The sequence below is a fragment of the Prevotella bivia DSM 20514 genome (assembly GCF_000262545.1).
GTDB classification, from domain to species: domain Bacteria; phylum Bacteroidota; class Bacteroidia; order Bacteroidales; family Bacteroidaceae; genus Prevotella; species Prevotella bivia.
On the sequence record NZ_JH660660.1, the window covers coordinates 781938 to 807923 of the forward strand.

At 38.8% G+C, this 25986-nt stretch carries 19 protein-coding genes; 10 read left to right on the plus strand and 9 right to left on the minus strand.

All coding sequences use genetic code 11. From position 1 onward, the window contains the following. Nucleotides 1–248 precede the first annotated feature (248 nt). Genes PREBIDRAFT_RS05655 through rpoN form a run of 4 tightly spaced genes read right to left on the minus strand, consistent with a single transcriptional unit; the run spans nucleotide 249 to nucleotide 4828 of the window. Entirely contained in the window at nucleotides 249–2150 is a 1902-nt protein-coding gene (locus tag PREBIDRAFT_RS05655; RefSeq protein WP_004336723.1) for a 4-hydroxy-3-methylbut-2-en-1-yl diphosphate synthase, read from the minus strand. Beyond that, on the minus strand, nucleotides 2150–2656 hold the full coding sequence (gene purE, locus PREBIDRAFT_RS05660; RefSeq protein ID WP_004336724.1) for a 5-(carboxyamino)imidazole ribonucleotide mutase: 507 nt from the start codon (nucleotides 2654–2656) through the stop codon (nucleotides 2150–2152). Before purE ends, PREBIDRAFT_RS05655 begins: the two co-directional genes overlap by 1 nt. Before the next feature lie 43 nt (nucleotides 2657–2699). Then, nucleotides 2700–3317, minus strand: a complete 618-nt coding sequence (locus PREBIDRAFT_RS05665) for a hypothetical protein (protein ID WP_004336725.1) — start codon at nucleotides 3315–3317, stop codon at nucleotides 2700–2702. Further along, nucleotides 3317–4828 carry an RNA polymerase factor sigma-54 gene (gene rpoN / locus PREBIDRAFT_RS05670; protein WP_004336726.1) on the minus strand — a complete coding sequence of 504 codons (1512 nt, stop codon included), beginning with the start codon at nucleotides 4826–4828 and terminating at the stop codon, nucleotides 3317–3319. Before rpoN ends, PREBIDRAFT_RS05665 begins: the two co-directional genes overlap by 1 nt. A 145-nt stretch (nucleotides 4829–4973) precedes the next feature. On the opposite strand from rpoN, the gene PREBIDRAFT_RS05675 reads away from it, so the two are divergent. Continuing rightward, nucleotides 4974–6278 carry a histidine-type phosphatase gene (locus PREBIDRAFT_RS05675; protein ID WP_004336727.1) on the plus strand — a complete coding sequence of 435 codons (1305 nt, stop codon included), beginning with the start codon at nucleotides 4974–4976 and terminating at the stop codon, nucleotides 6276–6278. A gap of 273 nt (nucleotides 6279–6551) precedes the next feature. Here the strand turns inward: PREBIDRAFT_RS05675 and PREBIDRAFT_RS05680 are convergent, their stop codons facing one another. The 4 genes from PREBIDRAFT_RS05680 to rnr form a co-directional block, all read right to left on the minus strand. Further along, a complete protein-coding gene (locus tag PREBIDRAFT_RS05680) occupies nucleotides 6552–9062 on the minus strand; it encodes an outer membrane beta-barrel family protein (protein WP_004336728.1) in 2511 nt (836 codons plus the stop codon). A gap of 206 nt (nucleotides 9063–9268) precedes the next feature. Next, the gene (locus PREBIDRAFT_RS05685) at nucleotides 9269–10285 is read right to left on the minus strand and encodes a C1 family peptidase (protein ID WP_004336729.1); all 1017 of its coding nucleotides are present in this window, start codon (nucleotides 10283–10285) and stop codon (nucleotides 9269–9271) included. Between the two features lie 11 nt (nucleotides 10286–10296). Beyond that, nucleotides 10297–11127, minus strand: coding sequence for a hypothetical protein (locus tag PREBIDRAFT_RS05690; protein WP_004336730.1), 831 nt, complete (start codon nucleotides 11125–11127; stop codon nucleotides 10297–10299). Nucleotides 11128–11143: 16 nt separating this feature from the next. Continuing rightward, entirely contained in the window at nucleotides 11144–13432 is a 2289-nt protein-coding gene (rnr, locus tag PREBIDRAFT_RS05695; RefSeq protein ID WP_004336731.1) for a ribonuclease R, read from the minus strand. A 77-nt stretch (nucleotides 13433–13509) separates the two neighbouring features. Between rnr and PREBIDRAFT_RS05700 the strand changes: the two genes are divergently transcribed. Both PREBIDRAFT_RS05700 and PREBIDRAFT_RS05705 read left to right on the plus strand, forming a co-directional pair. Beyond that, complete coding sequence (locus PREBIDRAFT_RS05700; protein WP_004339457.1) at nucleotides 13510–14508, plus strand: NAD-dependent epimerase/dehydratase family protein; 999 nt, start codon at nucleotides 13510–13512, stop codon at nucleotides 14506–14508. A gap of 25 nt (nucleotides 14509–14533) precedes the next feature. Continuing rightward, nucleotides 14534–15508, plus strand: coding sequence for a phosphatase PAP2 family protein (locus tag PREBIDRAFT_RS05705; protein ID WP_004336734.1), 975 nt, complete (start codon nucleotides 14534–14536; stop codon nucleotides 15506–15508). Between the two features lie 151 nt (nucleotides 15509–15659). Here PREBIDRAFT_RS05705 and PREBIDRAFT_RS05710 read toward each other — a convergent pair whose 3' ends face one another. After that, nucleotides 15660–15989, minus strand: a complete 330-nt coding sequence (locus PREBIDRAFT_RS05710; RefSeq protein ID WP_004339458.1) for a hypothetical protein — start codon at nucleotides 15987–15989, stop codon at nucleotides 15660–15662. 626 nt (nucleotides 15990–16615) lie between these two features. Here PREBIDRAFT_RS05710 and PREBIDRAFT_RS05715 point away from each other — a divergent pair. From PREBIDRAFT_RS05715 to PREBIDRAFT_RS05745, 7 genes are all read left to right on the plus strand, one after another. Then, nucleotides 16616–18127 carry a GH3 auxin-responsive promoter family protein gene (locus PREBIDRAFT_RS05715; RefSeq protein ID WP_004336735.1) on the plus strand — a complete coding sequence of 504 codons (1512 nt, stop codon included), beginning with the start codon at nucleotides 16616–16618 and terminating at the stop codon, nucleotides 18125–18127. Between the two features lie 30 nt (nucleotides 18128–18157). Continuing rightward, on the plus strand, nucleotides 18158–20233 hold the full coding sequence (locus PREBIDRAFT_RS05720) for an Ig-like domain-containing protein (RefSeq protein ID WP_004336736.1): 2076 nt from the start codon (nucleotides 18158–18160) through the stop codon (nucleotides 20231–20233). Then, on the plus strand, nucleotides 20233–21279 hold the full coding sequence (locus PREBIDRAFT_RS05725) for a glycosyltransferase family 9 protein (RefSeq protein ID WP_004336737.1): 1047 nt from the start codon (nucleotides 20233–20235) through the stop codon (nucleotides 21277–21279). The genes PREBIDRAFT_RS05720 and PREBIDRAFT_RS05725 overlap by 1 nt, the downstream gene beginning before the upstream one ends. 435 nt (nucleotides 21280–21714) lie before the next feature. After that, nucleotides 21715–22530 carry a DUF3108 domain-containing protein gene (locus tag PREBIDRAFT_RS05730; RefSeq protein ID WP_004336738.1) on the plus strand — a complete coding sequence of 272 codons (816 nt, stop codon included), beginning with the start codon at nucleotides 21715–21717 and terminating at the stop codon, nucleotides 22528–22530. 297 nt (nucleotides 22531–22827) lie between these two features. Continuing rightward, nucleotides 22828–23190 (plus strand): BlaI/MecI/CopY family transcriptional regulator, encoded by a 363-nt coding sequence (locus PREBIDRAFT_RS05735; RefSeq protein ID WP_004336739.1) that lies wholly within the window; start codon nucleotides 22828–22830, stop codon nucleotides 23188–23190. 39 nt (nucleotides 23191–23229) lie between these two features. Beyond that, nucleotides 23230–24465, plus strand: a complete 1236-nt coding sequence (locus PREBIDRAFT_RS05740) for a M56 family metallopeptidase (protein WP_004336740.1) — start codon at nucleotides 23230–23232, stop codon at nucleotides 24463–24465. Nucleotides 24466–24603: 138 nt separating this feature from the next. Continuing rightward, nucleotides 24604–25614, plus strand: coding sequence for a tetratricopeptide repeat protein (locus tag PREBIDRAFT_RS05745; protein ID WP_004336741.1), 1011 nt, complete (start codon nucleotides 24604–24606; stop codon nucleotides 25612–25614). Nucleotides 25615–25986: the final 372 nt, after the last annotated feature.

Below are 25986 nucleotides of genomic sequence, written 5' to 3' on the forward strand. Positions count from 1 at the left end.
ATTTATTTTTATGATAAAATTAAATTAAAAATGAAGCAAAAATAAATTATTTTCTATGCTAAAAGTTTATCTTTTTAAAGATAAAAGGTAAGCTATTGCTAATCAAACTATTATCTATTTATAAAAGAAGGGTTATCTTTTCGCTATCAATTTATTATTTCTTGCTACATTAGCTTGAAAGTATCTTGTCGGAAAAGTTACTTTGTTATGCTGTCCTTAAAGCTACTTTGTCTAAAGAATACGCTGTTTTATTTCTCTTGATCACGCTTAATTAAAGCGAGCAAATGCTCCACAGCTTCATCTTCTGAAATGTTTTTCTCGACACATTCCTGCTTACGATAGAGGCTAACCTTCTTGGGCCCAGCACCAACATAACCATAATCGGCGTCTGCCATTTCTCCGGGACCATTCACAATACAGCCCATAACACCTATCTTCAAGCCCTTCATACCTTTGGTGGCTTCCTTGATCTTAGCAATAGTGGTGCGAAGATCGTAAAGCGTTCTGCCACAACCGGGACAAGAAATATACTCGGTCTTGACCATACGGAGCCTGCCAGCCTGCAAAATACCAAAGGCAGTCTGCTCCACATCGTCTTGAGAAAGGTCGCCATTGTTCATAAGCCAAACACCATCCACTAGTCCGTCCATCATCAATGCCCCCATATCGGCTGCTGCTTCTAGCTGAAACTTCTCCTTCGCCGAAACCTTTTCAGTATCCCGCTCTGTAGTGGTATGTTCGTACATCTGCGCAAAGACGATAGGATTGGTTAATCCCTCATTCATTAGTTGGTGAGCAAAAGCACGCTGATCGCCCAATCGGTTTTGATGCGTTGTCATACAAACCACTACCACTTCTGGATGATGGCGCAAGCAAGCAAAGAACTCGTCGGTAGGCGTACCATACTTTAATACTAAAAACTTGATAGGTGAATGGATCAGACCGATAAAGGTTTGACCCAAAACAGGGAAGATAGGATAGATATTTCCCTTAGGAAGTTTACTCGTATTGGCTAGCTCTATATACACATTATAGTCAATGATATACTTCTGCTTAGCATCCAACTGCGCTGGCAATGCGCCTTGCACATAGATGTAATCGGGTGTTGGCACACCGCTAGCCTTCACTTGTGGCACAAGATTTTCGGCACTGCGTGTAGCTATCACCACAGGCGCATTGTCGCCACCCACATTGGCTGCTGCCACTGTCTTACGACGCACTGGCGCAAGATAATTAAAGTCCTTATTAGCTTCAGCAGGTATCATCACGTGTTTCTCGTGCTTACGCATATACCATGTAAGATGCTTTGCCACTGGGATTTCCGCTTCAGGTTCTTCACTCAATGATACACGGATAGTGTCGCCAATACCATCGGCTAGCAAAGCACCAATACCTACGGCACTCTTGATACGCCCATCTTCACCTTCGCCAGCCTCTGTAACTCCTAAATGGAGGGGATATTCCATACCCTCTTTCTCCATTTCAGCTACCAAAAGGCGCACCGACTGTACCATGACAACGGTGTTCGACGACTTGATAGAGATCACAACATCGTGGAAATCGTATTTGCGGAAGATGCGAAGAAACTCCATACAGCTCTCCACAATACCCGCTGGCGTGTCGCCATAACGGTTGCGGATACGGTCGGAAAGGCTTCCATGGTTTACACCAATACGCACAGCGGTATGGTTTTCCTTACAAAGATTGATGAAAGGCACAAGGCGATCCTCTATCTTCTGTAATTCTTGCGCATACTCTTCATCGGTGTACTCTAACACTTTGAAAGTGCGTCCTGGGTCAACATAGTTGCCCGGATTAATGCGTACCTTAGCCGTTGTAGTGGCAGCAACATCGGCTACATTTGCATTAAAATGGACATCGGCACAAAGTGGAGTATTTATTCCCTCGCCACGGAGTGTTGCATTGATGTTCTTGAGGTTTTCCGCCTCACGTCGTCCCTGTGTGGTGAGGCGCACAAGTTCGCCACCTGCCGCAATAATACGTTTAACTTGCGCCACGCTAGCCTCGGTATCATCGGTAGAAGTGGTAGTCATTGATTGCACCCTCACAGGGTTATCGCCACCTATATCAAGATTACCCACATGGGTAACAGAAGTTTTTCGTCGTTCGTAATTAAATAAATCAATCATTAACACTTAAATTTATAATCCTGAATATCAGCCAACTCTTTGTTGGCTTTCTCAATTTTCTCGCCAAGCGAAGCCTTCCATGCTTCCACTTTTTGAGCTATTTCGTCATTGCCTAAAGCAATCATTTCAGCAGCAAGGATAGCTGCGTTTTGCGCTCCGTTTACACCAACGGTAGCTACAGGGATACCGGGAGGCATCTGAATAATAGAAAGCATAGCATCCAAACCATCTAGCATACCCTTAATAGGCACACCAATAACAGGCAATGGAGTAGAGGCTGCTATCACCCCGGGTAGGGCTGCTGCCATTCCTGCTGCAGCAATGATAACCTTAATACCACGATCCTTTGCACCTTTAGCAAATGCTTCGACAGCGGCTGGTGTGCGATGAGCCGATAGTGCATTCACTTCAAAAGGAATTTCTTGCTGTTCTAACCACTTACAAGCTTTTTCCATTACTGGTAAATCACTTGTTGAGCCCATGATAATACTAATGATAGGTTTCATATTACGTTTCTATTAAATGGTAAATTAATATTGTTGTATTCGTTTAAAAATAGATAATCGTGAGATAAGAACTAGCTATACCGAGGAAATACCCCATAGACACTTGCGAAAGAGAGTGTTGTCGGAGGATAATTCGGCTCGATCCTACCAAGCCCGAGAGCAAAATTACAAGGCACAACCACCACATAGGATTGAAGCTGAAAAGGAAAGAAAAACCTATTAAAGACCCTGTTACTCCACCAATAGCTGCTGTATGGGTGGATATTTTCCACCAAACATTGATAATGGCACAGAGTATCTGTATCACTAAAGCTGCCGTAAGGATAGCGGTAAGGAGATGAGGAAGGTGTAGCCAGTCCATAATATACAAACAAAGGGAGTAGCAAAGAATAGAGATAACGTATGGTATCATACGCTTCTCACGATGACCTAGCTGGAATAAAGTCCAACCATGGTATTGCCGATAAAGATGAATAAGGATAGAAGGAATAAGGACGGTAAAAGCGTATGTTAGCAAAACGAGCGACAATTTGGCTTGCCATGGGAACATACTTAGATAGCTAAAGCTAAAGATTGCAAGAACGCCTACCACCGAAAGATAAAACGGCGTTAAGAGCATACTAATGATTCTTGCTGCTAAAATAATAGTTTTTACATTCATTATTCTTTTCGTAAACGGGCTACGGGGATACCCAATTGTTCGCGATACTTTGCCACTGTGCGGCGTGCTATTGGGAAACCTTTATCTTTCAACACCTTAGCAAGTGTGTCATCGCTAAGGGGCTTTGTTTTATTTTCTTTCTCAATGACCTCTTTAAGGGCTAGTTTTATCTTACGTGTAGACATTTCTTCGCCCTCATCAGTGGTATAACTATCGGTGAAAAAGAACCGCAATGGGAAAGTACCCCATCGGGTTTGAGCATACTTTATGTTGCTAACACGTGAAATGGTACTGATGTCTAGCCCTGTTCTGTCTGCCACATCTTTGAGGATCATAGGCTTCAATTCAGCCTCATCGCCATCTTGAAAGAACTTGCGCTGTATGTCAATAATGGCGTTCATCGTGATTGTTAGCGTATGGCGACGTTGCTTAATGGCTTCAATATACCCTTGTGCCTTCTCCACTTTCTCCTTTGCATAGAGCAAAGCCTCTTTCTGTTGGCGGTTCATACTAGCCTTGTTCTCCTTGTAAGCTGCCACCATTTCATTAAAGGTATGCGACACATAAAGTTCTGGAAGATGCCCATGATTGAGCGAGAAGGTAATCGTTCCATCGTCTTCTGTGTCGACAATGAAGTCGGGGGTAATCTGTTGTACATTGCGTCCCATAGTCTCCCCCATCGAGGCACCGGGCTTTGGATTGAGCTTTCGGATCTCTTTTTGCAGTGCTTCCACCTGTAGATCGTTAAGCTGCATGGAGGTTTGTATCTTGTCCCAATGCTTTTTTGTGAAAGCATCAAAGTAGTTTGCTATCACTTTTCGTATGTATTCATAAAGCTTGCTATCGGCTTCCCACTCACCATTTTCCACCTTTCGGTCGATCTGTAATAACAAACACTCTTGCAAAGAGCGTGCGCCAATACCAGCGGGATCGAAGTCTTGCAACACTTTTAAGCTCTCCTCCAATTGGGATACAGTAACATCAATGCCTTGATAAATGGCTAATTCGTCGCTAATCGTATCAAGATCTTTGCGCAATAAGCCATCGTCATCGAGACTACCTATGAGGTATTCCACAATTTCTCGTTGCTCTTCGCTTAGTTCTCGCTCACCCACTTGTTCGTTCAACTTGTCAATAAACGAGGTAGTATCACCATAAACGATTTCTTCATAGTCGGCATTATCGCGTTGTTGTCGCCCAACGTATGTAGGCAAGTCGTCATCGGAACGCATACGTTCGAGGGCTATATCTAGCGCATCTTGTCGTTCTTCGCGTTCGTTTTGAGTATCGAAATCATCGCTAGCGTTGTCTAAAACATCATCGGTCGTCGCTAGATCGGTCTCTGGTTCACCTGATTCTAGGGCAGGATTATCGTCCAATTCGGCAATAACATTTTGTTCCAGTTCGGTTAATGGCATCTCTAACAACTTCACCTGCAACATCTGCTGCTGGGAAAGTCGTTGCACTTGTATTTGTTTCTGCGCCTGAATTTGGATTTGTTCCTGAGCCATGATAAACCTTAATATACTGAATATTACGCAAAGTTACTCCTTTTTGTAGGAATTGCCAAATAATTATCCTTAACTCGGACACAACTTTTCTTCTATTTTTTGTTTATCTTTGTAGATATAAAGTAATAACTATAACATATAGGCAATGAAGAAACAACTCATCTTATTGTTATCTTTTTTCACCGTCTTTACAACCTCTGCACAGTCGTTTCGGGACGAGATAGCAAAAAATCCGTGTGTATCGGCAAGTAATTATCTGGCTTACCCCACTCCTATCAAGCCACTAGCAAAGGCACCTAAAGGCTATACGCCTGTTTACATCTCGCATTATGGACGTCATGGCTCACGCTATATGATCAATCCGAAGAGTTATACTGATCCAATTCATGCGCTTGAAAAGGCTGATTCGGTGGGTATTCTGACCACAAAGGGCAGGGAAGTGCTAGAGAAAATCAAGAAGATGTACACGGAATCGTACAATCGGTGGGGGGAACTTACCGAGTTAGGGGCGCTTCAGCATCGACAGATAGCTCGTCGTATGTACACACGCTTCCCTGAAGTGTTCCACGATTCGGTGTGGGTAGATGCAAAATCTACTGTTGTTATTCGTTGTATTCTTTCGATGGAGAACGAGCTTCAGGAGCTACTACGCCACAATCCGCTATTGCGTATTCGCCACGATGCGAGCGAACACGATATGTATTACATGAACCAACCCAACAAAGAGCTACCAAAACTGCGCAAACTTCCTGCCGTAAAGGATGCTTATAAGCAGTGGAGTGATAAGCATGTGGATTATAGTTCCACCTTTGTGAAGCTCTTCACCGATACCACTGCTTTCAAGCAATTTATCAAACCGCACGATCTTGCTTTCGATCTTTTCAGTTTGGCAGGCATCGTTCAGAATTCGGAGATACGCCATACGGTGTCGCTCTACGACCTTTACACCACCGAAGAGCTTTATCGTCTATGGCAGGAAGCCAATGTTTATTGGTATCTACGCGACGGATCCTCACCACTTACACAGGGTAAGCTGCCCTTCACTCAGCGCAATCTCCTGCGCAACATCCTCCACGAAGCCGATTCTTGTTTAGCTTTGCCCAATCCTGGTGCCACCCTTCGCTTTGGTCATGAGACGATGGTGCTACCCCTTACCTGCTTATTGGGGCTAAACGGAGCCGACAAAGCCATAGACAACCTTGAAAACTTGGAGAAAGAAGGGTGGATAAACAGTAAGATTTTCCCAATGGGTTGCAACATTCAGTTCGTTTTCTACAAACCTACAAATAAGCAGAAATCGCCCGTCAGCGACGATTGCACCCTCGTCCGAGTACTCCTAAACGAGGAAGATGCTACGCTTCCCATCCCCGCCTATCGCTCTTCTTTCTATCGTTGGAGCGACATCAAGGCATATTACACCAAGAAACTAGACAGCTACATGGGAAAATAAAACCTCAACCTAATTGAAAATATAAAGCCCATACACTTCATTATAACGAAGAATATGGGCTTTTTTCTTTGCATCAAACACAAGTATTATTTTTCTAACAACGACTTTTCATGACATCAGCACGACTATGATTTTGTAGTTTATGTGATAAAATTGTGCTTAATTTCCTTCAATAAAGTGCATAATGGGTTCTCATAAAAAAAGCAGAACTTCTATGTTTGTATCAACTTACATAGAAGTTCTGCTTTATAAAATATATAATCTTATTCTGCTTTACATTCCCACTCCAGTGCCCAGACCACCAGCACCACCTTGACTATTGTTCTTACCACTTGATCCAAAGTCGTTGGCAATGTTGCTCGACTTTGTTTGGAACTGGCGCTTAGTATTACCAAACTTCCAAGTTAGGGTAAGGCTTAATCGCTGAATATCGCGTGAATAAGTCATATCTTGAATATAGGTAGAACCAAAAGTATGCTGCTTATACTTTAGTTTTCCATTCAAAACATTGAAGTATTGTATGCTAACATTTAGTTTATCCTTAAAGAAATCCTTATTCAAAGCTACTCCTGCCGCTCCTAAAGTGTTAGAAACTGCTTGCAATTCGTATCTTCTTCCTTGAACTCCAGTGAACACACTAAATTGCAAATTCCATGGTAATGTTTGCTGATAGTTGAGGAAAGCATTTATGTTCCATCCACAATTTTTTAGTCCTAACTGATTAGCCTGAAGATGATTATAGGCTATACTACCATTCAGCATTAACCTACTCTTTGGTGTGAAAGCATAATTTACAAATAAATCCATACCTGCTGTGCGTTCTTTTACAATATTACCATACGTGCTATGTAATACCTTTCCTTCTAGGAATGTGTATTGCTCAACACTTCCATTGGTAATAGCTCCAGACAAAGTAGCATTGACCATGAGTTTAGGAGTAAACGAATTGAACACTAAACTCACCTTATGTCGCTTCGTAACATCTAGGTTTGGATTGCCGTATGAACGTGAAGTAGGAGTTTCTTCCACAAAAGGATTGAGAGCATAAATATCCGGACGGTTGATACGCATATTGTAATTCAATCCTAAATTCATACCCGAACTGATGTTATAGGTAAAGCTAACCGATGGCACCAACGTGCCGTATGTTTTCTTAAAGTCCTCGCCCTTACCTAAAAGAAACTTCACATTCTCCCAAGTATGCTCATAACGCAAACCTGCTTTAGTACCAAATTTACCAAAATTGCCCACATATTCTGCATAACCCGCTAAGATGCTCTGTGCATTTCTATATTCAGTACTTGCCTTTTCGTTATAAGTTTCTACACCATTTAATAAGCTATAGTATTGCGTATTTGCTTTATTAACACGCGAAATATACTTACTTCCGATGTTCAATGTTTGACCCTTAGTCAAAGGTGTAGTATAATCCACCTGAATAGTATGATCAAAACTATGTGGTTTAGAAATTGTATGGAAGTCGTTAGCCATCAATGACTGGCTAGATAATTTAGTATCATAATAGTTATAACGATTGGACTTGTTCAGCGAGGTATCAAAAAGATAACTAATAATCAAGTTCTTTGTACGTTCCTTATTAAAGAAACGCTGATAGTCAATGCTAAAATCGAACGATGGATTAGAATTTTTATTCTGTGTATCATACACTAACTTATCTTCAGGCGTGCTGCTCTTACTGTATATTTCCTCTAAAACGTGATTAGCCTCTTTATTGTTAAAGCCTGAATAGCCTAGTGTTGTACTTATAGTGCTTAATGAGTCGACCTCGTAACCTAGACTAACACTGGCATTACTAAAACCAAACTTAGTGTCTTGATCTATTTGAGTTTTATTCATCGAGCCATCTTTTGTAGATGTTCTATCGATTACTATTGAAGCGTTATCATCAGAAGATCCAAAGTAACTAACATTGGTACTATAAGTAAGTTTGCCTTGTTGCCCACTAAGGTATAACAACTCGTTGTGTTGACGATTACTAATCATAGCACTAACATTACCATTATAACCATTCACAGACTTCTTCTTACCATCTACATCTGACATGACAAGGTTGAGAATACCTACTGCACCCTCAGCATCATACTTAGCACCTGGGTTGGTAATCACCTCTATCTTCTTCACTGCTGAAGCAGGCATCGACTTGAATATTTGTGAAGGATTGCTCGAAAACATAATGTTTGGCTTACCATCTACATATACTTTGAACGCTCCAGAGCCATTTACGGTAATGTTATCTTGCCCATCTACTACTACCATTGGTACCTTACGCAGCATTTCAAGCACCGTATTGCTCTTCACATCATTGTCCGATTGAACATCGTAAGTCATCTTATCGGTCTCCATCTTCACAAGTGGTTTCTGTGCCACCACATCAACACCTTTTAGCTGTTGAGCATCATCTTGCACAAGAAGTGTACCAATATTCAGTTCTCCTCCGTCCTTTGTAAGGTTCACATTACGTCTAATTTTACGCCTGCCTGTTGAGCTGAACTCTATGATGTAAGCACCTGTACCCGTGATAGTTTGCTTAAACTTACCACTCACATCAGTGATACTCATTGCTACAGGCTTATCCATATTGTTTGCTTTAAACACACGGATACTAGCGTTTGGTTCGCCTTGATGAGTTAGCGAATCGACCATTTCTCCTGAAACGATCGTTGTTTGTGCATTAACCGATGTTCCTACGGCTGCTAATGCCACACAAAAAAGGGTTTTCTTTATGCCCATAATTGGATAAATTTTCATTATATTAAGTGCCATACCATTTCTTGTTTTTGGTTTTTACTTTATTCATTAGACGCAAAGAGAAAGAAAAAACTACAAGAAAAAGCAAAAATAATATAGATTAAGGCAAAAATAATAAATAATCTTCGGAAACACATTAATCTATATATCAAATATTTCTCATAAGGTCAATATCCACCGTTTACTAGATAAAAAATAATCTTTAGCTCTCTTACTCCTTATTATATCTTCACCATTAAGGCTATCGTCTTATACTTCACGTAGTCGTAGCTCAGGAAGATAAATCCACCATAACGATTAGATTTGCCCCAACTGTTTTTACAAAGGAAGTATTTTTTGCCTTTAGCATCATGCCCCATACCAATGATTGCCATAACATGATCATCGGTAGTAGTATGATGTTCGAATGCTTTCTGTCGCTTTTCAGGAGTAATAGGAAGATCGTTAGCATCAATATCGGCTATACCTTCTTGCCAATTGAAGCCTTTTTCGCTCACATCACCCTCCCAACAAACGGGGTGATGGTGGTGTAGCGACTCCTCTATAAGCCTCATCATCTTATCTAAAGGTACGTTCAGATAAGTGCTATGATACTTGTTATCAGGCACTTCTAAAGGGAAACGCTCATTGAAAGGATGATGCATGAAACTTGTAATAGGTGTATATTCGTTGTCGCTACATACACTATGTGCAAACTCTTGAGGTGTATAAATAGCACCATACATAAACACTTGTTTAGGAGAGCAAGCTATACTTTTATCGAGATAGTCGTCAATGTCTTTCAAAGTAAAATCAGATATACCGTTAGTAAGTTGTGATAGCTTCCTTGCTATAACATTATAATTGGTATGTTCATCACGATGAAAAGCGTCTTCGTGCTGTAATCCATAGGTATTGATTAAGTCGATCGTCATTGGCATCATACCCCTTGTGCCAATATCCTTATTCCCAAACTTGTGCTTACCATACAAACGCTGCATAGCTTGCTCACGAAGATACATTCTAATAACGTAATCAGCACTCAAGTTTACTGAGTCGCCTTGCACTAAATGCTCTGTTTCTATAGTGGCTAGCATACCATAAATCCAACATGAAGAACTTGCTCCTTGGTCTTTAATAGGAGTAGTTGGTAACATAAAATCTACCTTAATATTCCTATTTTCGTAATTATTTTGCTTTCTACTTTTACATCCTATTAGCAAAATAGCTAATAAGCACAAACTTAATAACCTCTTCATGCAGTGCTATTTTAGTATTCTATCATCTTCCGCCAAGCCTCTTCTATTTCCTTTTCTACTGGAGGAACAGTATCAGGGATAGCGAAAGTATATATCTTATTCTTCTCTTTATTCACACGTTTTTTCTCCGCTTCATCTATGATCATTCTGTCAGTAACATAGAAATCGCACCACACATCAATACGATCGTCGACATCATCGCCACGATAATGTGCCATAAAGGTTTGATGCTTCTGTGCTGACAGTATAGGACACATAGTATATAGCGTGTCGTTTCTTTGTGGAAGATACTCGGATAGGTAGGTTTCGCTATCATCATAGCGTGTCATTCTTGCTACGATACCATACATTTTCATCTGACTAAGATCAAGCTCATGGTTGGGTTGTCCCATTAATTCGTCCATCTCTATCGTCTTAGTACTCCTTATTTGCTTACCTATTTTCACCTTATCGGTACTTATTTTTCCACATTTATCAGCCCACCGATACACATCTCCACTGTTTCTTGTAGAGTATTCCTCGCTATTGATACTCTCAATAAGCAGACGCTGTTCTAAGCTTGGTAAGCACATACGCACGAATGTATCATCGCCATTAGCCAACGGAGCCTTTCTTCTGCGCTCACCTAAGAACTTTCTGTCGATGAAAATATGTTTCTTCTCCTTTGGATTAAGTGGAATATAAAACTCCATCATACCGTCAACAAAGTAGGTTAGCATGGAGTCGGTGGCTTGATATACACGATAATAGCCCTTAATACGCGTATATTGCTGCTCCTGAGCATAGCTATGAAGTATGCTCAGGAGTAGAAATGATATTAAAAGAAAATACTTTCTTGTCATTAAAAAATGCCTTTATTTACGATCTTCTACGGCGTTTTTTCGAATCCTTTTTATGACTTTGCTTTGCTGGTTTACCTTGAGCAATGTTACCGCTATAGGTATTTGCCTCGTTACCCTCTAAGGTAAAGTCGAGCTGTTTCTTCTCAAGATTAGCCTTAGCCACTTGGATACGGATAGGATCGCCTAACTGATAGATGTGATGGCGACGACGTCCCACAAGACAATAGTTCTTCTCATCGAAGTCGTAATAATCATCTCCTAGGTCGCGCATAGGGATCATTCCTTCGCAATGGTTCTCGTCTATCTCGGCATAAAGTCCATAACTCTGAATACCGGTGATATGAGCATCATAGCATTCACCGATATGATCGCTCATAAATTCTACCATCTTGTACTTAATAGAGTCGCGTTCTGCCTGCTGAGCCACTAGCTCCATATCCGAACTATGTTCGCAAAGTTCCTCGTAATGATCCTTATTTCCCGAGCGACCACCCTGCTGATAACGTGTCAACAAGCGATGAACCATCGTGTCTGGATAACGACGGATAGGTGAAGTGAAGTGTGTATAGTAGTCGAAAGCTAGTCCGAAATGACCAATATTGTGAATGGTATATTTCGCTTTCATCATAGATCGGAGTGCGATCGTTTGTATTACTTTCTCCTCCTTAGTGCCTTCTACCTCTGCCATGAGCTTGTTTAGGGCGCGAGCAGTAGCCCCTTTGGTACTTGTCGACTTGAGTTTATAGCCAAATTTAGCAGAAAACTCTCGCAAACTCTCAAACTTTATTGGGTCAGGATTATCATGCACACGATAAGGAAGTGTCTTAGGATTTTTACCCTTAGCTACCTTTCCTACACTCTCTGCCACTGTTTTATTTGCCAATAGCATAAACTCCTCTACCAACTTGTTGGCATCTTTCGAACGTTTAAAATAACATTGCAATGGCTTTCCATGCTCGTCTATCTCAAAACGCATCTCCTCTCGGTCGAAGTTTACACTGCCATTCTTGAAACGTTTCTCACGCAATAGCTTTGCAAAGCGGTCTAGTAAGATTATTTGTTCTGCATATTCGCCCTTGTACCCTTCCTTTCCTGGAGCAGGGGCAGGCATACCTTTGCCATCAATCACACCGTTATCTTCTAGTAATTGCTGTGCTTCTTCATACACAAAACGGCGGTTCGACTTGATGACGGTATGCACAATGCGATATTTCTTTACGTTAGCTTCAGCATCAAGATTAAAGATAACACTATAAGCGAGCTTCTCTTCATCAGGTCTTAACGAACAAATGAGGTTGCACAAACGCTCTGGAAGCATAGGAATGGTGCGATCGACAAGGTAAATAGAGGTAGCACGCTGTTGCGCTTCACGGTCGATAATGTCGTTTTCCTTCACATAATGCGACACATCGGCTATGTGAACACCCACCTCCCAAGTATTTTTATCAAGCTGACGGATAGACAATGCGTCATCAAAGTCTTTCGCATCACGAGGGTCGATAGTACATGTCCACACCTCACGGAAGTCCTCTCGCTCGGCATAGTCTTGCTTCGTAATCTCTGCACTAATCTTGTTGGCAGCATCTTCTACGCGCTTTGGATACTTGTAAGGTAAACCATATTCAGCCAAAATGGAGTTCATTTCCACATCATTATTGCCTGCTTCGCCCAAAATATCTACTACTTCGCCCAAAATATTCTTATGTTCAGGGTCAGGCCAAGCAATCACCTTCACCACTGCAATATCCCCTGTTTGTCCGCCTTTTAAGCGTTTTTTAGGGATAAGAATGTCATGTACAAAGAGATTGTCCTGCGTTACAAGGAAGGCTATGTCTTTTTCGACACGCAACTTTCCCACAAAAGTATCTTTCTTCCGTTGCAATATCTCAATCACCATAGCCTCTTTGATATGATGTTGGCGACGAGCCATAAACTGAACTTTTACTCTGTCGCCCATCAAAGCAGCCATAGAGTTGCGCTCCGAGACAAAGACAGGGGTACCACCATCGTCTGGTTGGAAGGTATTCTTACCATTCGCCTTGCGGACAAAAGTACCTTCTTGCACTTGCCCCTTGGTATTTAAGCGGTAAGCATTTTCTCCAGATTTAGCCAAAAAATCGTCCCATGCCATTTCTTCCATCACATCTATAGCAAGCATTTTTGCTGGATGCGTGGTGAGTTTGAGCGCTTTAAATATTTCTTTGAAACTAAATGTATCGTCTGGATTGGCTTGGAAAAAACTTGCTAACACCTCAAATAGCTGTTTTTTAGTAAGTCTTTTTCCGCTTTTCTTTTCTTTTCCCATAGGAATATGTCTTTGATTATTAATCACAAAGTAACGAAAAAGTTCGTATCTTTGCAAATGTTTCATATTAAAAAATGATGAAAAAGATACTCATTACAGGTGCTTCAGGCTTTATCGGATCGTTTATTGTAGAAGAAGCGTTAGCTAAAGGCTTCGAAACTTGGGCTGCTGTGCGTGGCTCTTCTTCGCGAAAATATTTGCAAGATGAGCGTATCCACTTCATAGAGCTAGACTTTTCTTCAGAGGATAAGCTTCGAGCGCAACTCGGCGGACATCAGTTCGACTATATAGTACATGCTGCTGGGGCTACGAAATGCCTACATAGCTACGACTTCTTCCGAACAAATACCAACGGAACGGTCAACTTTGTAAAAGCTATCCATGCGCTTCAAATGCCTGTGGAGAAGTTTGTTTACCTCTCTAGCTTGAGCATCTTTGGTGCGATAAAGGAAGAACAACCTTACCAAGAAATAACCGATCAAGACACCCCAAAGCCCAATACCTATTATGGTAAGAGCAAGCTAATAGCTGAAAAGCGGCTAAAAGATCTTGCAGGGACGATGCCATACGTTATCTTACGACCTACAGGCGTGTATGGTCCACGCGAAAAGGATTACTTCCTAATGGCTAAAAGCATTAAAGGGCATACCGATTTTGCGGTGGGTTATCAGCAACAAGACATTACCTTTGTATATGTAAAAGATGTTGTGCAGGCTGTATTTCTGTCATTAACAAAGGGCGAAAACGGTAAGGCATATTTCCTAAGCGATGGTAAGGTATATCAAAGTTCCACGTTTAGCAACCTTATTCGTAAAGCACTAGGAAATCCTTGGTGGATCCGTATTACTGCTCCTATTGCTGTATTGCGCATCGTTACCTTCTTTGGAGATATTCTCGGTAAGGTAACAGGTAAAATGACTGCCCTTAATAATGACAAATATCAAATATTGAAACAACGCAATTGGAGATGTGATATTACCCCAGCTATCAATGAGTTGGGCTACAAGCCCAACTATGATCTTACACGTGGAGTGGAGGAAACTATAGCTTGGTATAAAGAAAATAAGTGGTTATAACCCATATAAAGAAGAAAAACAAACAATGCAAAAGTTTATAACTTCCCTTTTTAAAGTAGAGAAGAAGCCACTAAAAGGACTGATGGCACTAGAGTGGGTTGTCATGGCTTACCTTATATTGACACTCATCATTACCTTTTTTATGTATACTAGCATACGACATCCAGAGCAAATGATCTTCGGACGTTTGCGCATTGTTGCCATAACGGCGGCTTTATGGCTGGTATATCGCATATATCCGTGTAAGCTAACAAGGCTTGTTCGTCCATTGGTGCAGATATCGTTGCTAGCATGGTGGTATCCTGATACCTATGAGCTAAACCGCCATTTTCCTAATCTCGATCATGTTTTTGCCGCTGCCGAGCAGTCGATGTTTGGTTGTCAGCCTGCTCTTTTATTTTCTAAAACACTGTCAAGTCCTGTTTTTAGTGAACTTTTTGATATGGGATATGCTAGCTATTATCCTATGATAGCACTCACGGTTTTCTTTTATTTTGGGTGGCATTATAAGGAGTTTGAGCGTTGTGCATTTATCATTCTCGCATCGTTTTTCACCTATTACGTTATTTTTATCTTCGTACCTGTGGTGGGACCTACATTTTATTATAAAGCTATAGGTATGAAAACCGTTATAAATGGTGTGTTTCCTAATGTACACGACTACTTTAATCATCATCAAGACTGCCTAACAAGTCCGGGCTATATAGATGGCTTCTTTTACCATTTGGTGGAAGATGCCAAAGCTGCTGGCGAGCGTCCTACTGCTGCTTTTCCTAGCTCTCATGTGGGAGTATCCACCATCTGCATGCTCCTACTATGGCATGTGCGCAGTAAGAAGCTATTACTACTTATGACTCCTTTCTATGTTTTGCTATGTTGTGCAACGGTATATATCCAAGCCCACTACCTCATTGATGCGCTTGCAGGCTTCGTATCGGCAGTGATTTTTTATTTTTTCTTCCTTTGGATATCAAGGGATATTATTGTAAAAGGAAGGTAAAGCATCGGGGTATTCATATTCCGATTATATGGAGCAATAGCCTTTGTCGGGTTAAAGCATAAAAACAAACCAAATGGCAAGCTTACAATGTATTTGTTGTTAGCTTGCCATTTGGTTGCTATGCTTTATAATACTAACTAAGAAAAGCGTTTTAGTTGGCTAGTTTATGTAGCTTTTTTCTCAGTTTCCATGCTTTTTTCACTTCTTTTTTCTTAGCTTTTGCTTCCTTCAATTGCTGTTTTAGTGCTTTTGTATTGTCTTTAGCTTCGTCATAAGCCCTCTTGGCATCTTTCTCTTTACTTTTAGCTTTGCCCAACTTATCATTTATAGCGTCATAATTAGCTTCTACTTCGTTATATAATGCTTCGAGCTGTTCCTTAGATATTTTGACATAACTTTTAGGTCTTGCACTCTGTGCAGTTGCACTTTGAACTCCCATCATTGCAACAAGAGCAATCATTAAAAACTTTAATCTTTTCATATCTTATTTATTTATAATATTGTTAGAAGAAAAACAAACTTGCAAAGATTGTCTACCTTCATATACAAAAGTAATAATATTATTCAAAGTAAAAAAATATTTTTTTCTATTTTAGACTATATGCTGTAATAAATATGTAATATTTCCATTTATTTGCGAATATAAGAAAAAAATATTACTCATTGATAATCATATATATATATGCGGTACTAATGTAAAAAAAGTATGTTTCGTTTAGCTAAAGATTATCTTTTTTATGCTAATCGATCATCGTTTATGTGATAAAAGGTGATGTTTTGCTTGTATTTTTAATTTATTTTTGGATTAAAAATAAATTAAAAACAAATCAAAAATAAATTATTTTTAATTTCAAAAGATAAGCTATTTGCACTAAAAAGGTGATGTTTTACTATTAAGAAGATGACTTTTTACTATTTAAAAAATCGTTTTTAAAAAGGAAAGAGAATAGCATATACCATAGAACAATTGTGCTGAAAAAGGTAAATAGTTTATATTCTGTAAGTTACAAAGTAATTGTTCGTCCTTTCTAAACTGTTAAAATATGAAGAAAAAAGGCTGTTATTGGCTTTTTTAGCGTAATTTTGTAGTTTAAAGAATTAATTAAAATGAGTCTTACTAGTATAGTAAATAAGCTGTATTTTCAATCGCGCCGAAAGGAATTGGATCAATATACTCACCATGCTGAAGAACTTCAGCACGAGGTAATGCAATATCTTTTAGGCAGAGCAAAGAACACAGAATATGGTAGAAGCCACCTCTTTGCCGCAATAAAAACCTACAACGATTTTACACAAAACGTTCCTGTAAACACCTATGAAGAACTAAAGAAAGACATAGACCGTATGCGGCATGGCGAGGAAAACATATTGTGGCCGGGTCAGGTGAAATGGTATGCAAAGTCGTCGGGTACTACCAACGATAAGAGTAAGTTTATTCCTATCACATCGGAAGGTTTGCAAAACATTCATTATAAAGGTGGCACAGACGTAGTGGCATATTATCTTGGCAACAATCCAAAAAGTCGCTTGTTCAATGGGAAAGGCTTAATTCTCGGTGGAAGCCATTCACCTAACTATAATCTGCCTAACTCGCTGGTGGGCGACTTGAGTGCTATCCTCATTGAAAACATCAATCCATTAGCCAATTTGGTACGCGTTCCTAAAAAAGAAACAGCACTTTTAAGCGATTTTGAGGTGAAACGTGATCGGATTGCACATGAGACATTAAATAAAAATATAACCAATATATCTGGTGTTCCATCGTGGATGCTATCGGTATTGGTGCGCGTAATGGAATTATCGGGTAAGCAACATTTGGAAGAAGTATGGCCCAATTTAGAAGTATTCTTTCATGGTGGTATAGCCTTTACTCCTTACCGCGAACAATACGAGCAACTCATCACCAAGAGCGATATGCGTTATATGGAAACATATAATGCCTCGGAAGGTTTTTTTGGTGTGCAGAACGATCTAACGGATAGCAGCATGATGCTTATGTTAGATTACGGTGTGTTCTATGAATTTTTACCTATGGACGAGTTTGAGAGCGAGCGTCCTAATATCGTTCCATTATCAGGCATTGAGCTGGGACGCAATTATGCTATGCTTATCAGTACCTCATGTGGTTTGTGGCGTTATATGATTGGCGACACGGTAAAGTTTACTTCAAAAGATCCCTATAAGTTTGTTATCACTGGGCGCACAAAGTATTTCATCAACGCCTTTGGTGAAGAGCTTATTATGGACAATGCCGAGAAAGGATTAGAAGCAGCATGTAAAGCCACTGGGGCTCAGATATCCGATTATACCGCAGCACCTATATATATGGATGCAAATGCTAAATGTCGTCATCAATGGCTCATTGAGTTTGCGAAAGATCCATCTAGTTTAGCTGAATTTTCTGCTGTGCTCGATGCTAAATTGCAAGAGATCAACTCTGATTATGAGGCAAAACGCTTCCATGATATTACGCTCCAACCATTGGAAGTGATTGTGGCTCGGCAAGGATTGTTCAGCGATTGGCTCAAGATGAAAGGAAAATTAGGTGGTCAGCACAAAATTCCACGCCTATCGAATAGCCGCACTAATCTTGAGGAAATGCTAGCTTTGAATAACTAAGTAGGCGTTAGCAATACTAAAAATAACAATATGAGAGAAAACAATAACAACATATATAAGCAAAAAACGATAAGCAGCCGTAGGCAATTACAGTTGGCTTTACTCACACTTCTCGGCTTCTCTAGTTTGCTTTTTATTATCAGCTCATGCGCTAGAATGGGTGAACCAGACGGTGGATGGTACGACGAAGCTCCACCAAAAGTTATCGGAGCATCGCCAGCCGATAAGGCTATAGATGTGAATAGCAAGAAGGTGGTGATCAGTTTTGATGAGTTTATCAAACTAGAGAATGCCTCTGAAAAGGTTGTTGTTTCTCCTCCACAACTAGAAGTACCAGAAATCAAAGGACAAGGCAAGAGTATCAGTGTGAAACTCCTTGACGAATTGAAGCCTAATACTACATATACCATCGACTTTTCAGATGCTATTTCGGATAATAATGAGGGCAATCCGCTCGGAAACTATACTTATTCTTTCTCTACTGGCAACCATATTGACACAATGGAGGTGGCAGGTTATGTGCTAGAAGCAGAAAACTTAGAACCTATAAAGGGTATTTTGGTGGGCTTGTATAGTAATCAAAACGATACTGCTTTTCAGAAATTGCCTATGCTTCGCGTATCACGCACCGATAGCCGAGGACATTTCTCTATCAAAGGAGTTGCTAAAGGCGATTACCGCATCTATGCTTTGAAGGATGCAGATGGCAACTATCGCTTTAACCAAAAGAACGAACAAATAGCTTTTACTCCTGAAGTGATCATGCCTTCATCAAAACCCGACTTCAGACAAGATACACTGTGGTCGGATACGTTGCATATTAAGTCGATAGAACGTGTGCCTTACACTCATTTTTTGCCAGATGATGTAGTGCTTTCTGCCTTTACTGAATTGCAAACCGATCGCTTTTTCTTGAAAGCTGAGAGAAAGAATGCTAACCACTTTACCTTATATTATAGTTATGGTGATGCCGATTTGCCTAAGATTACAGGTTTAAACTTCAATGCAAATAAGGCGTTTGTGGAAGAACCTAGTCTTAATCAAGATACGATTACTTATTGGATAAAAGACTCTGCCTTGATTAATCAAGATACGCTTCGTATGAAGTTGGAGTATAATATGAGTGATAGTTTGGGCAATTTAGTGCCTCAAACGGATACGCTTGAGGTGCTTTCACGCGATCCTTATGCTAGAAGGCTAAAGCTTCAACAAGAAACTTACAATAAATGGAAGAAGCAACAGGAAAAGAATAAGGAACGTGGCAAGGAATATCAAACAAAGATGCCAGTGGAATCTTTACAAATGCGTGTAGAAGTAGATGCCGCAATGGATCCTGATAAGAATCCTTCTTTTGAGTTTGAAACGCCTTTAGTAAAGACTGATACAGCAAAGATACACCTTTATGAGAATATTGATTCGTTGTGGTATCGAGCGAAATATCAATTAGGAACAGTACCTGGTTATCCGCGAAAGTTGATGATGGTAGCTCAATGGAATCCCGGACATGAATACAGTATAGAATTAGATTCGGCTGCATTCACGGATATTTATGGGATTAGCTCTAAGAAAATAAAGCAAGGTGTGCGTATAAAAGCACTCGATGAATATAGCACACTAACATTAACCATTGAGGGAATGGAAGGTAAACATTGCTTAGTGCAGTTGATAAACGATGCTGATAAACCTATAAAAGAGGTGCAACTGCAAAATGGAAAAGCGATATTCTATTATGTTAAGCCTTCAAAATACTACATCAGACTTATTGAAGATCGCAATGATAATGGTAAATGGGATACAGGTAATTATGCTATGCAACAACAACCAGAGGCTGTTTACTATTATCCGGGTCAGATAGAGTGTAAAGCAAAATGGGATGTTACCCAAATATGGGATCCTCGTCAGACTCCGCTTTATAAGCAAAAGCCTAGTGCTATCACCAAACAAAAGGCTGAAACAGTAAGAATAGCACGTGGTAGAAATGCTGAACGTGCTAGAAACTTAGGCATAGAATATAATCCCAAAAATGGATTAGAGGAGACAAAAAAGACAAAGAAAAAATTCTCGCTCTTTAAGCGTAAAAAGAAAACTGTAAACAAAACACCATAATGGAAACAAACCATTTACTCATCATTCGTTTTTCGGCAATGGGCGATGTTGCTATGACTGTACCCATAGTAGCATCTTTGGCTAGACAATATCCTAGCCTAAAGATCACCGTTGTATCACGTCCTTTCGCTAAAGCGTTCTATGAAGGCTTGGATAAGAATATCGAGTTTGTGGGTGTCGATCTAAAGAAAGAGTATGTAGGGATCAGTGGTTTGAATAAACTTTATCGCAAATTAAAGGCTAAGAGCATCACGCAAGTAGCCGATTTTCATAATGTATTACGTACAAAATATCTTCGTTTACGGTTTAGTTTGAAAGGTGTTCAAACAGCACATATCAACAAACATAAGGCTGGTAAACGTGATCTTTGTAAGAAAGAGCATAAAGTGTTTATACAACAACCTACTTCTTTTCAAAACTATCTTGATGTTCTCAAGACGCTTGGGTATGATATTGAACCTCAACACAAGAGTATCTTTGCTCCATACGGCAATATCAAACCGCATTATATATATAATAAGATAGAAGAAAAGCAGGAAAATGATCGCTGGATAGGTATTGCACCCTTTGCTGCTCACAGTGGAAAGATGTATCCAAAGGAAAAGATGGAAGAGGTTATCCATAACTTATCCACACTTCATACTACATGGAAAATCTTCCTTTTTGGTGGTGGTAAACAAGAATTAGATGTGTTTTACGAATGGGAAAAAAGGTTTACGCAATGCGTTTGTGTAGCTTCCAAACTTAAAAGCTTACAAGAAGAGTTATCACTTATGTCAAAACTCGATGTAATGTTATCTATGGATAGTGCTAATATGCACCTTGCTTCATTGGTTGGAACACGCGTTGTGAGTGTTTGGGGAGCCACCCATCCCTATTGCGGATTTATGGGATGGGCCCAAAAACAAGCAGATATTGTCCAGAATAACAATCTTACTTGTCGTCCTTGCTCTGTCTTTGGTAATAAGCCTTGCTATCGGGGCGACTTCGCATGTATGAACACAATCACCCCAAACGAGATTATAAAGAAACTAGAAGAAGAATAAATAATCCTTTTAAAGCTAACCTTACTTATCCACAAAAATTGTGGATAACTTTGTTGAAAAGCCATAGAATAACTTTATTATAACTCCTAAGATATCCACAGGCATTACTTCATAAGTCCTTATACGTGGATATCCACATAGTTATTAAAAGGTTTTTAGGGAAGTTTTACACAGTTATTCAACAGAAAAAGATATAAACTTATTATCTTTGCAACGATCAATAAAATTGTGGATAACTTAGTATATACACTGATTATCAATATAAAATAGAAAGAATAAACTGTTGATAACTTTTATTCTAATGTTGATAAGCAAATAAGCAAGAAATGGATAAGAAAGTTATGCAAGTTTCCACAGTACATCATACTACATATTCTTTATTTTTAAAAAAGAAGAAATATAAGAATATATAATATATAGGAGAGTTTAAAACGTATGGAAAAATTAAGGAGTTATATCTTAGCAGGGTTATTGTTCTTTACCATTGGAGTTAGCGCACAATGTACTTTTAGAAACACAGCGTTTAATAGTGGAGAATATTTATCTTATAATCTTTACTATAATTGGAAGTTTATTTGGGTGAAAGCAGGTACTGCTGCATGGTACACCGTATCTTCAAACTATAATGGTATTCCAGCTTATCGTGCTTCGTTAACTACTCGTGGCAATAACAAAGTAGATAATTACTTCGTATTGCGCGATACTTTGTTGTGCTATAACTCCAAAGAAATGGCACCACTCTATTATCGAAAAGGAGCAAGAGAAGGTAAACGATATACTGTAGAGGAAGTATTTTATACTTATCCTAATGGTAAATGCAAGGTGCGCCAGCATCGTATTGGCACCGATGCAAAGAGCTATTGGAAGAAGTATACATCTAATGAGTGTATGTATGATATGATGAGTATTTTCCTCAGAGCACGTAGTTTTAATCCAGAGAGTTGGAAAAAAGGGCAAGTAGTCTACTTCCCTCTTGTAGACGGAGATAGCCATGATCCTGCTAAAATTGTGTTTTTAGGAAAGAAAATCATTAAGGCTGACAATAATATTAAGTATAATTGCTTACAACTTGCCTACTATGAATACGAAGATAATAAGTGGCATAAGATAGCAAGTTTCTTTGTTACTGATGATCAAAATCATATTCCAGTGCGTTTAGATATGAATTTAAAGTTTGGAACTGCCAAAGCTTTCCTTACTTCTATGCGTGGTATACGTAGTAAGGTAACATCTGAAGTAGCTCGTAAATAAGATTTTCATTAACTGAAAGAGATAAATTAGGCTATGCGTTAGTCATTAAATAGGAAGCATAATGGGGAGTGTCGGAAGGCATTCCCCATTATCTTTATAGCTACTTTATACGCATTGAATATTTATTTTATTATTGTTTCAATTCTTATATACAACTTACGATAATATCGTAATATATTGTATTACAGTAAATAAATGGCTATTTGTTTGCATAAATTAACACTATAATACTTGTTTTTATTACGAAAGTTTCGTAGCTTTGCGGCAGATACAATACTAATTTGTAATAAAAGCAATATGGAACAGCTCACAAAACAAGAAGAAGAGGTAATGCTTCAGGTATGGAAATTTGATCATTGTACCATTAAAGAGGTGCTGGCTAAGATGCCACCCCCTCCTCCACCTTACACTACTTTGGCTTCTACTTTTAATAAATTGAAGGCAAAAGGCTATCTTAAAGCAGAACAAAACGGACTTACTTATACCTTTACTCCGCTCATAAAACAAGCTGAATATAAGAAAAATTTTATGACTCGCTTCGTGGAGAACTACTTTAAAGACTCGTTTCAAGAGATGGTTTCTTTCTTTGCTAAGGAGCAAAAGCTATCTCCAGACGATTTGAAAGAGATCATTGATGATATAGAAAAAGGTGAAAACTAACCTATTAGCTCATCTAAACACTACCTAACACTACCAATTATGGCAATCTATTTAATTAAAGTAAATCTAGCAATTATCGTGCTTTATGGCTTCTACAAACTTATGTGTAGTGGCGATACCTTCTTTCGTTGGCGTAGAATAGCATTGCAAGTTATCTATTTTATAGCACTTACCATTCCTATAACGAATATGAGTTTGTGGGCAAATAATAGTGATAAGATGAAAGAAGTGGCAACTACTTATGCTAGTTTTGTATTACCTAACATTACTGTTACACCCGATACTACTGCCTCTTTCAATTGGGTACTTTTCTTTCTATGCATTTATATTACCATAGTTGCTTGCCTTTTTATTCGCTTGTTATGGCAACTTATCAGTATTTATCATTTGAAACAGGCTTGCAACGAGCTAGTAATAGAGCATACCACAGTATATGAAATGACCACTGATAGCGGTCCGTTCTCCTTCTTTAATTGGATTTTTATTAATCCACAGCTCCATGCAGCATCAGAAATTCATGAAATATTAGTACATGAAAAAGCGCATGCTCATCAAGTTCACTCGTTCGATATCTTATTAAGCGAAATATTTAACATCGTGTTTTGGGTTAATCCTTTCACTTGGTTACTCAAGCAGGAAGTAAGGATTAATCTAGAATACCTAGCCGATCACACCGTCTTAGCTAGTGATGCCGATAAAAAGACATATCAATACCACTTGCTCGGACTCACTTATAAAAAGAATGTAGCTACGTTATCAAATAATTTTAATGTTTTACCCCTCAAAAAAAGAATCAAAATGATGAACAAAAAACGTTCAAACGCAATGAGTAAAGCTAAGTATTTGCTCTTTGCTCCACTAATAGCTTTGATGCTATTAATAAGTAATGTAGAAACAGTGGCACGCACTTTTAAAGTTTTTTCGCCTACTATCAAGGCTACTCCAGCACTTAATATGCCACGCGACAAAAAGGTTTATAAAGTAGCAGCGGTAATGCCACGTTTTAAAGGCGATGTTAGCACATGGTTATGTCAGCAGATTAAATACCCAGAAGCAGCAGCAAAGGCTAAGCAGCAAGGTAGGGTTATTGTTCAGTTTGTTGTTTCTGCAGATGGTACAGTTTATGGTGCTAAAGTTATTCGTGGTGGTTCTCCAGCCTTAAATAAGGAGGCTTTGCGTGTTGTTAGCATTATGCCAAAGTGGATTCCCGGAAAAGAAAAAGGTAAAAATGTAGCTGTTAGTTACTGCTTACCTATTACTTTTAAACTGCAATAAACCGTTCTCTCATTCTTAATTAATATAAGATAAAGCCTCGTCTAGCATTTACATCTTTTTTGATAATCAATAAAATTATTACGCTGAATAGCTAGACGAGGCATTGTTACTCTCTATTTCTTAATTAATTTTTGTGCTATGAATATGAAACATCTTACATTTATCTTTCTTCTTTCTTTGTTTTCATCGCTTTCCACTTTAGCGAATGTTGATCCCTATATGCAATTTCTTCAAAAAGGTGATAGCTGTTTAGCCGATTATAATTATAAGTCAGCAATGGAATTTTACGAGAAAGCTATTGCATTAAAATCCAATTATGCTACACCAAAGATAAGGCTTGCCGAATGTCATTATAAACGTGGAAATTATCCTGCTTGTGAGTTAATACTAGAAAAGGCAGCATTTTTTAATAAAGACAGTCTTACCCATGAGGCACTACGTGAGATGTTTTATTGTAAAGCTTATAATTCTGCTTATGAAGCACAGATTTTATGGGGTAGTATACTTTTAGAACGCTATCCATACGATGGCGATATAGTGGCAGCGCTAGCTGGAGTTTACAACAATGATGAGATACTTCTGCCTGCAAAAGCTGTAGACCTTACAGAAATGTATCTTACTGGTGATCCTGATAACATTGCTGTGCTTTCTCGTAATGCCTATGCCCATTATTTAGGAAAGAATTATAGTACAGCAGTAATGCGATATAATAAAATAGTAGAACTGGGTGATTCTTCCGTTAATACCAATTATTATTTGGGTATGAGCCATTGGCGGTTACACGAATATGAAGAAGCCAAAGACTGCTTAATAAAAGCTGTTGAGATGAATAAATATGAAAGTGCAGGTATGATTTATCATTTAGGTCAGGCTTGTTTTGAAGGAAAATACTATGACGAGGCCATTAAATACTTGCAAATGGCTAAGGAAAAGTTTACACCAAGCAAAGCAGTAATGACTATTATCAATCAAGATATTGGTGATGCTTGCCGCCAAAAAGGCATGTATCTAGAAGCTATTACGGCTTATAAAGACGCTATAAACCTTAACTACGAGCTTATGGATCACATTATTTTTTATCAAATATCTTCATGTTACGACAAGTTAGGCGATAAAGTGAATAGTAAGAAGTATCTTGAAAAGATGTAAATTATTTTTTTATTTACATAGACTTTTCTTTTGTTAAGTCTATGTTTTTTTTGTAGTTTTGTTAGTATAAATCCTTTGTAAGGATTGATCGTTGTAAAATTTGTAGTGCAAAGTAATGGAAAAGTTGGTCATGCACAAATAATGCGAGTTGCTAATATAAATGGTGATGAAGGTATTTTTAAAAACAATAAATACCTTTTAAAAGGTGAAATATAACCCTTTTAATAACAATACATAACCTATTGTATATCAAAAGGTTATTTTTCGTAATGAAAAATAATTTATTTTTGATATATTTTTAATTTATTTTTATATTAAAAATAAATTAAAAATAAAACTAAAACATAACCTTTTATCACATTAAAGGTTATG

What these genes read in the sequence shown, in the direction of transcription:
- purE (WP_004336724.1), bottom strand. Translation starts at nt 2,656, where the DNA reads ATGAAACCTATCATTAGTATTATCATGGGCTCAACAAGTGATTTACCA.
- PREBIDRAFT_RS05700 (WP_004339457.1), top strand. Translation starts at nt 13,510, where the DNA reads ATGAAAAAGATACTCATTACAGGTGCTTCAGGCTTTATCGGATCGTTT.
- PREBIDRAFT_RS05715 (WP_004336735.1), top strand. Translation starts at nt 16,616, where the DNA reads ATGAGTCTTACTAGTATAGTAAATAAGCTGTATTTTCAATCGCGCCGA.
- PREBIDRAFT_RS05745 (WP_004336741.1), top strand. Translation starts at nt 24,604, where the DNA reads ATGAATATGAAACATCTTACATTTATCTTTCTTCTTTCTTTGTTTTCA.
- PREBIDRAFT_RS05730 (WP_004336738.1), top strand. Translation starts at nt 21,715, where the DNA reads ATGGAAAAATTAAGGAGTTATATCTTAGCAGGGTTATTGTTCTTTACC.
- PREBIDRAFT_RS05655 (WP_004336723.1), bottom strand. Translation starts at nt 2,150, where the DNA reads ATGATTGATTTATTTAATTACGAACGACGAAAAACTTCTGTTACCCAT.
- rnr (WP_004336731.1), bottom strand. Translation starts at nt 13,432, where the DNA reads ATGGGAAAAGAAAAGAAAAGCGGAAAAAGACTTACTAAAAAACAGCTA.
- PREBIDRAFT_RS05690 (WP_004336730.1), bottom strand. Translation starts at nt 11,127, where the DNA reads ATGACAAGAAAGTATTTTCTTTTAATATCATTTCTACTCCTGAGCATA.
- PREBIDRAFT_RS05740 (WP_004336740.1), top strand. Translation starts at nt 23,230, where the DNA reads ATGGCAATCTATTTAATTAAAGTAAATCTAGCAATTATCGTGCTTTAT.
- PREBIDRAFT_RS05735 (WP_004336739.1), top strand. Translation starts at nt 22,828, where the DNA reads ATGGAACAGCTCACAAAACAAGAAGAAGAGGTAATGCTTCAGGTATGG.
- PREBIDRAFT_RS05665 (WP_004336725.1), bottom strand. Translation starts at nt 3,317, where the DNA reads ATGAATGTAAAAACTATTATTTTAGCAGCAAGAATCATTAGTATGCTC.
- PREBIDRAFT_RS05720 (WP_004336736.1), top strand. Translation starts at nt 18,158, where the DNA reads ATGAGAGAAAACAATAACAACATATATAAGCAAAAAACGATAAGCAGC.
- rpoN (WP_004336726.1), bottom strand. Translation starts at nt 4,828, where the DNA reads ATGGCTCAGGAACAAATCCAAATTCAGGCGCAGAAACAAATACAAGTG.
- PREBIDRAFT_RS05675 (WP_004336727.1), top strand. Translation starts at nt 4,974, where the DNA reads ATGAAGAAACAACTCATCTTATTGTTATCTTTTTTCACCGTCTTTACA.
- PREBIDRAFT_RS05725 (WP_004336737.1), top strand. Translation starts at nt 20,233, where the DNA reads ATGGAAACAAACCATTTACTCATCATTCGTTTTTCGGCAATGGGCGAT.
- PREBIDRAFT_RS05685 (WP_004336729.1), bottom strand. Translation starts at nt 10,285, where the DNA reads ATGAAGAGGTTATTAAGTTTGTGCTTATTAGCTATTTTGCTAATAGGA.
- PREBIDRAFT_RS05705 (WP_004336734.1), top strand. Translation starts at nt 14,534, where the DNA reads ATGCAAAAGTTTATAACTTCCCTTTTTAAAGTAGAGAAGAAGCCACTA.
- PREBIDRAFT_RS05680 (WP_004336728.1), bottom strand. Translation starts at nt 9,062, where the DNA reads ATGGCACTTAATATAATGAAAATTTATCCAATTATGGGCATAAAGAAA.
- PREBIDRAFT_RS05710 (WP_004339458.1), bottom strand. Translation starts at nt 15,989, where the DNA reads ATGAAAAGATTAAAGTTTTTAATGATTGCTCTTGTTGCAATGATGGGA.